The 6,675-nt window shown below is 32.5% G+C and carries 9 protein-coding genes; all 9 read right to left on the bottom strand.

Annotated features, from left to right (window positions below; genetic code table 11):
• Positions 1 to 368: 368 nt before the first annotated feature.
• Entirely contained in the window at positions 369 to 1,037 is a 669-nt protein-coding gene (locus ABCM67_RS15915) for a RelA/SpoT domain-containing protein (protein WP_147603177.1), read from the bottom strand.
• Between the two features lie 4 nt (positions 1,038 to 1,041).
• Complete coding sequence (locus ABCM67_RS15920; RefSeq protein ID WP_342993034.1) at positions 1,042 to 2,160, bottom strand: AAA family ATPase; 1,119 nt, start codon at positions 2,158 to 2,160, stop codon at positions 1,042 to 1,044.
• A gap of 386 nt (positions 2,161 to 2,546) precedes the next feature.
• Positions 2,547 to 2,927, bottom strand: coding sequence for a hypothetical protein (locus ABCM67_RS15925; protein WP_147603175.1), 381 nt, complete (start codon positions 2,925 to 2,927; stop codon positions 2,547 to 2,549).
• 16 nt (positions 2,928 to 2,943) lie between these two features.
• Positions 2,944 to 3,912, bottom strand: coding sequence for a caspase family protein (locus tag ABCM67_RS15930; RefSeq protein WP_147603174.1), 969 nt, complete (start codon positions 3,910 to 3,912; stop codon positions 2,944 to 2,946).
• Positions 3,913 to 3,924: 12 nt separating this feature from the next.
• Entirely contained in the window at positions 3,925 to 4,047 is a 123-nt protein-coding gene (locus ABCM67_RS15935; protein WP_342993035.1) for a hypothetical protein, read from the bottom strand.
• An 11-nt stretch (positions 4,048 to 4,058) separates the two neighbouring features.
• Entirely contained in the window at positions 4,059 to 4,544 is a 486-nt protein-coding gene (locus ABCM67_RS15940) for a hypothetical protein (RefSeq protein ID WP_119195881.1), read from the bottom strand.
• Between the two features lies 1 nt (position 4,545).
• On the bottom strand, positions 4,546 to 5,292 hold the full coding sequence (locus tag ABCM67_RS15945) for a hypothetical protein (RefSeq protein ID WP_342993036.1): 747 nt from the start codon (positions 5,290 to 5,292) through the stop codon (positions 4,546 to 4,548).
• Between the two features lie 14 nt (positions 5,293 to 5,306).
• A complete protein-coding gene (locus tag ABCM67_RS15950; protein WP_342993037.1) occupies positions 5,307 to 6,212 on the bottom strand; it encodes a Dam family site-specific DNA-(adenine-N6)-methyltransferase in 906 nt (301 codons plus the stop codon).
• 13 nt (positions 6,213 to 6,225) lie between these two features.
• Entirely contained in the window at positions 6,226 to 6,432 is a 207-nt protein-coding gene (locus ABCM67_RS15955; protein ID WP_119195883.1) for a helix-turn-helix transcriptional regulator, read from the bottom strand.
• Positions 6,433 to 6,675 lie beyond the last annotated feature (243 nt).

Here is a 6,675-nt window from a genome sequence, read left to right on the forward strand (position 1 = left end):
AACAGGTTCTGTCCTCGATAACTAATGACATATCTTATATCAGTTTTTTCTGTTTACACAAAACTTGAAACGCTCTCTCCGGCAGTTACAATGATGACTTAAACTATCACTATCATATTCTTCTCAATCCTATTTCCACCACAGGCTACCGCATACAAGACAAGTATCAGACCTATCAAGATATCATAAATTATCTGAATCAATACATGCATACCCTGTGGGACTGGAAATATCGTTCAAATCACTAATTTCTGCATAAAAAAATCAGAATTACATTATTCTATTTATCTGGATTAATTGAAAACAAAGAGACCAGAATTTCCCTCTGCTTTCAAGAATTTTAGTCTCTTAATGCACTAAATTTTTCACTACTTTTCGCTAACATCATTATATGTTCTAAAAATCGAATCCGCCAATCGAGTTCCCGTTGAAACTAATTTAGCCAAAACACGTAATTGCTCTTTACAAGCAATGATTTCTGTTTGATGTGGATAATTAATCGTATGATCAATTTCTCCCCAAATTTCTTCAAATAACGTTCGAACTTGAATTTCACATGTTATATTACTTAGTTCATTATTTGGTTTTATAACATAATGAACGCTGGTATAATATGTATCTCTAACTTCTGTATGAATATTTAATTTTTCAAAGTATTCTCTTGTTTCTGGATCCCAGGTATAAGCTTTTGGTGCCTCAACAAACATCCAGTCTTTCGTTTCGTCAACTTTTTTTAAAAGTTCGTTATGTATAAGTTGAAACTGATCTTGATATAAATAAAGGACACGTACACCAATCAAGTCATTAACTACTGTAAACAAATTGTTCTCATCTATAATCTTTCCACTTTTTAATTTTCGTTGGATTTTATCTTTTAAATGTTCGGGGTCTTTCATTCTAGATTTCACAGAATGAACAATGCCTTTTAGTGCCGGATTATTTTCAAAGAAAAATAATACCGTTTGTAAAAAAGCCTTTAACTCATATTGTTTCTCTGGATTCAGATAAGCTAATACTATTTTATCTTCTGTATTCATTTTATCACTCCAAACAATCAACACGTTCAATGAATTCTTTAGCAAAACTTACATATTTGTCCTTGGTTGCTCTCAGACTACCGTTATGCCCTCTATTTACTTCCAATTTTATCTCTTCTAAATATTCTTGATCATTCTGAACACACCAAGCATATTTTTCAGGTACTAGCCACATAGGACATTTTAAAGCTTGTGCCATAGACGGAAATGTGTTGTGAGAATGCATAACTGCTTTTCCTCCAATTGGTTTTTCCAGATTATCACTCCCTATTCTGTTTTCTGACTTAATATACTCATTTATAACGCCAGGTATTCTTTGTGCATATGCATAATGTGCTTTTGCCAAATCATATTCATTATTTCCATTTGTATAGACCCTTGCATTATACAACGTATACCCAATAAATTGAACAAATTTGGGGGGGAATTTATTTCTTTTATCTTCCGAAAGCAATGTATATATTACATTAAACTCTTTCTGCCATAAAACTAACGAAGTACCTATATTTCTTATACCATATAAACTAAACATGTCAGGTTGTGTCGGAATAAAAAAACCATCTACTGTAGAAATGATTACTTTGTTTAAAACACCTAGACTTGGCGAAGTGTCTACTAAAATATAATCATATTTATTTATTTCATTATACTTTTCACATATTCGCCTTATATTAGTAATAGTACGAATCCCCAAATTATCTCCTTGATAAACGCTACTCCAACGTTCAGCAATTTTATTTTCATATTGATGAATAGATAACCGTCCTGGAATTAAGTCTAAATTATCATATAATTTTATTGGATTTGGATAATTTTCTAATTCGTTCACACCTTCTTCAGTGGCTTTTAACAAAAAATGTATTGAACGAGGGGACTCTAATACTTTTTCTACCAATTCATCTGATTTCCATGCACTTTCATAATCGTCAATAAAAGGCTCCTCTTCTTCCCAAATCGCATTCAACTGTTCTTCTTTCATACCACAAATAGTCAAATTGCACTGGGGATCCAAATCAAGCAACAATACTTTTTTCCCCATCTCATTAAGAGCACAAGCTAAATGAAAACACAATGTAGATTTTCCTACTCCACCTTTATTGTTAAATACCGATATGATTTTCATAATACCTCCAACAAGCCATAATTTGATTCAAAAAAATGTTCGTCTTTATTTTTATTATATCATTCCATATTAGTATTGAGAAGTATCTTCTATATACTATCCCCACAAAAAACATCTCGTTTCACAGAATCGCATTATTCCATCAGATAACAGAACCAGAATAGAACCAGAACAAACGCAAAGAGACCGGAAATGCCCTGTTTTCAAGGCTTTCCAGTCTCTAAATGTGCCAAATTTTTTATTCAAACTCGCAAATAAAATCTCTCCACTATACTTTTTAGTATTGGTATTATGGTTCTATTTGGTTTTATATGTGTTCTACTGTCCAAAATCCATAGGCTATACTGAACGGTGTTATCAATTTGTTATCACATCTCTGTTATCAATCAAACATTCTGTCTTATCCAGTTTTCTAACGAATCTTTTCTATTTGAAATAACAGGAATGTTCATACTTATTAAATCCGAAGCCGTACTCTCTGTTATTTTTATGGCAACTACCGGCTTTCCAATTGCAACAGCAAACTTTATTTCCTCAATTGATATACCATTACTATTCGCAGGTCTATTAGAGCAAACAACTACACTTGCATAACGTATCTGTCTTTTTATTTGAGGATCAACATTGTATCTACTATCAATACTATCAAAAGGTGATGTGCTTGGTACAGAATAATCTCTCACCTTATATTTTGTTCTATCTAACAAAGCACTTATCACTTCATAATCATTGTAGTTCCATCTATGTGGTATAAATACATTAATCATAATAAAACTCCTTTACTTATATAGTATTTTTCTTTACAAGATTCCAATAATGTTGTCCCTGTGTGGTTAACTTACATGCCTTATGATGTATTGCTGCGTAGTACATATGCTCCTCGCCTACCGGTACAACCAAATTTAATTTTACATATCTCTGCAATGTTGCAAAGATCGCCTCATGCTCCTTATTTACTTCTTTTATATCAGCCTCATGCTTATCCGGTTCGTATGTAGGGTCAAGTGGATATTCTTCATATTTAGATTTAAAAATTTTTGTTATTTTTTGTAACTCCAAGATTGAAATCGGCGGCGTATTTTTTCTTAACGAAACAAATCCATTGATATTAGCTTTAAACACTGGACGTGGTTCCCAACCGCCTAAAGATCTGTCTATATATGAATAAATACTTCCTGGCGACACTTCTCCCAATAAATTCATTGCCCCTCCATATAATGCTTCCACCAGCAACGACGTATATACCCCATGCCCATTTTCTTCTGTTGAATATTCTGTTTTTCCACAAGCAGCTAACAATGTTGTTCCATTATGTAATACAGAAAAATTTGGCATTTCTATTCTATTAGCAATATCTCCGCTAAAACAACTATCTAAAATCACCACTTTATTATGTGCCTTTGAAGTTGCAACAAATCCCATAATATCATTTAGTGAAAGCCCATCATCAGGTCGATTCACTTCACTTGTACATAGATAACCTCCAAGACTATCAATAGAGCCATGACCAGAGAAATAAAAAACTGCTATTTCTGAATTACTTTTAAATAGTTCCTCTACAGCATCTCGCAAATCCCCCCGCGTAATATACGATTTTTCACTTGTTGAACACATAATTTTCACATCAAAATTAAATGTTCCATCGCCATTACGCTCTAATGCAGCTCTAACCGCATTTGCATCATTCACGCATCCATGCAAATCATCAATATTTTGATAGCTGTCAATTCCTACACATAACGCTTTTCTCATTTGTCCTCCCTTTTATTTCTTATCGTTTTCTTTTTTAGGTTTTTTTACAGGTGGCATTTGTGGTTTTGCAGACGTCGTTGGCAAGGAAAAACCTCTCTTTGTTTTATTTGGTAACTGGTTTGTTTTATCTGGCATGGTATTACCTCCTAAAAATTATTTTGAAAATACTCTTCGGTTTTGTCATCCGCTTTATTTTTATATTTTTCGTTTTCAACTAATATTTCTTCTTTCAAATATTTACTTTCTATATTTGAGTATTCTTTTTTGTATGAAAATAACAATGCATTAATCTCCGATTCAGATAAGTCGCCTCCCGCTACTTTATACCAATCATATTCCATTTTTAAATACAGTAGTTTCATATCTTCAATAAAAGGTTGAAGATACTTTAATCTCCTTCCAAATGGCAAGTATTGTTTTATTGCAGTAAGGACTTGTGATATTGCTATAATTACAGCCCATACATATGACCATTCTTTCCATATAGCCCAAGCAGCTATACTTGATGACGAAGCAATGGCTCCATACATATTAATTCTTCTATCCCATTTGTATGAATTTTCTGCATAGATATCTAAATAAAAAATCCATGCTTTTATCTGAACCATAAAATTCCAGTACTTTTGCTGCATTTTATTTTATATCACCTCGCATTCTTCGCACTTTCTGGTAATAAGCAATCATCCTTTTGGCTTCTTCTTCATATGTAATACCATTTGCTTCAGCCTGCTCAACTAATTCATCATATAACTTCATATCTTTTTCATCAAAAGTTACATTAACTCTTCGCTCTTCCTTCCCAGCAATATGGCAATAATTTTCTGGATATGCATAGTAACATGTTTCGCACATAGATATATCTTTTTTATTCCAATTATCACAATGCTCACATGCCCAAGACTTGTCTCTGTTTGCTGAAGGGGACAATAACATAAATCGGTTCAAATCCATCATATTTTTTGGATCCCCTCCTATTTCATATGGTATGCGATGATCTGGCTGAAGCAATTTTGCAGGATATTTTTCACCATATAGATTACATCTTGCACCATAACACTCTAATAGTGCATTTTTTAACTTCTCTGTAAGCTGAGTTCTTCCAGACGTTTTCAATAATTGATTTTTTCTTTTTGCTTCTTCCCAATCTCCAAATTTATATGCAGCAATATTCTTTCCTGCAGAATCTTTTATTTTAAAAGTTTGCAATGGAATTCCCAATTCTCTTACATCTCTTGCTGCTCTTGGAGCATGTTCATAGCCACCATTTTTTAAGTCCTCTGTGCTACAATATCCATTTTTCAAAATAGTATCGATTACAAATCTCGCCCTCTTATTTGTTACTGCATTTAAAACATCTATAAAATCCTGTGGTAAATCCATATTACTTTTCTCCTTTATGCAAAACACAATTCCATTTGTTCATAGTTTTCTTGTTTTTTTATTAAATTCTTACTTGCATATAAGGACTCATATGTAATTTCATTTTTACCATTAAGAGTCGCTTGTGCTGAAACGCCAGCATTAATATAAATGTGTGTTAATTCCAACGATTCAGGTAATGTTTTTCCTATTATTTTATCTCCAGTTTTTCCATCATAGCTAACTATATAATCTATGCCTCTATCATTTAACTTTTTTAATTCTCCTACAAATTCTTCAAATTTGACACCTTGAATATATCGATTATCTCTAATGCAATCATCTTTTGAAGTTCCCTGATACGGAGGATCCATATACACCAAATCACCTTTTTGGGCTGAAGCTAACACCTCTTTATAATCTAAACTTGAAAACAATGTTTTATTTTTCAGCAAATTTGATATTGCCATTGCATTATTCGAAATAGCACTCGGTTTAGTACCATAACGTCTTTTATCACATGACTGATTTAATTCTCCATTAGAATTGTATCTCACAGCACCTTTTACAACTCTAGCTAGTAAAAAAAGCATCCTGGCAGGATCTTTTGCTCCATTATTAAATTCTTCCCTAATTTTGTAAAAATAATCTATATTATTTTCTCCTTCACAGAATTGTCCACCCCAAATATTTTCATATGTCTCAACTAGTTTCAAAGGATTATTAACACATTCTTCCATAAGCCTTACAAGAGGCTCATTAATATCATTAATCCAAAATTCATCACATAATCCTTTCATAGCCGAAAAAATTGTAATTGCACATGTGCCTGAAAATGGTTCAATCAATCTGTCAAAAGATGACGGAAAAAACTTAACTATTTCAGAAGCTATAATTCTTTTGCTTCCTTGATATTGTACCAAATGTGGTGTTTTTCTCATAATAATGCTCCTTTTATTCATCAACAACAATTTCTAATATATCACTTATATCACATTTCAAAGCACTGCAAATACGAAGTAAAATATCTGTATTCACATTTTCATTTCTGCCAAGTTTTGCAATTGAAGCTGTACTTATTCCTGCATCTTTTGCTAAATCTTTTTTCATCATATCTCGATCTATCAACAATTTCCATAACTTTTTATAACTTATTCGCATTTCTTCCTCCCGAACATATTTTCGTGTTCTATAAAAATATTATCATACTTTTCGTATTCTATCAAGTTTTTTCATAATTAATTATGAGTTCTCTTAATCCCTTACTCTCTCATAAGCAATATAACCATGAAAAGAGCAGCCTTTCGACTGCCCTTTTTACTTACATATGGAGCATCAGGTTCCGCAGGGAATACACACCACCTTCCCACAAAAGGCTGTATCCGTAACAAAACGAACTATACG

The sequence above is a fragment of the Blautia sp. 2227st1_G12_2227SCRN_220401 genome (assembly GCF_039062885.1).
Lineage (GTDB): Bacteria > Bacillota > Clostridia > Lachnospirales > Lachnospiraceae > Blautia_A > Blautia_A fusiformis.